Genomic DNA, 510 nt, shown 5'->3' with positions numbered 1-510 from the left:
TGACCAACGATACCCGCAGCCGCCGGGACAGCGCACGCAACGACGGTAACCGGCAAGGGGAGGCACCCGCTGCCTGGTCGATCAACGCCTCCAGGTAGCGATAAACCTTGCGGTAGGCGAACTCCCCGGGGGCCGCTCGCCCCATCAATACTGCCCCGCAAAACCGCGCCGCCGCGCCAACAGCGGCCGCGGCAGCAAGCGCAGGCGGGCATCGCGGCGCGCCAGGTTGCTCAGCAGGCGCCAGGCGGTCAGCGGCAAGTGCCCTGCATAGATCACCCGTAGCTGGCGCAGCGACAAGCCACTGGTGTTCACCAGCCAGTCTTTCACCGCATCAGGGCAGGCTTTGCCTTGCAAGGCCCTGTGCAGATACGGCAACGCCACCAGCATGTCAGCGTGCCTGCACAACAGAAAACGCTCGAGATTTTTCCCCTGCCTGGCAAAGGGGCTGAACAGCAGGCATACCAGTTGGGTCTGGTTGATGCCGTAGGCTTTGCCGAGTTGCAGTTGATG

At 64.3% G+C, this 510-nt stretch carries 2 pseudogenes; both read right to left on the bottom strand.

From position 1 onward, the window contains the following. A pseudogene (locus HP547_RS29805) lies at window positions 1-145 on the bottom strand (GntR family transcriptional regulator); the annotation flags it as partial. Continuing rightward, window positions 145-510 (bottom strand): annotated as a pseudogene (locus HP547_RS29295) (hypothetical protein); the annotation flags it as partial. The pseudogenes HP547_RS29295 and HP547_RS29805, both read right to left, overlap by 1 nt.

Origin of the sequence: Pseudomonas sp. CM27, from assembly GCF_013179515.1 — a bacterium.
GTDB lineage: Bacteria > Pseudomonadota > Gammaproteobacteria > Pseudomonadales > Pseudomonadaceae > Aquipseudomonas.
This window is presented reverse-complemented; position numbering and strand designations above follow the sequence as displayed.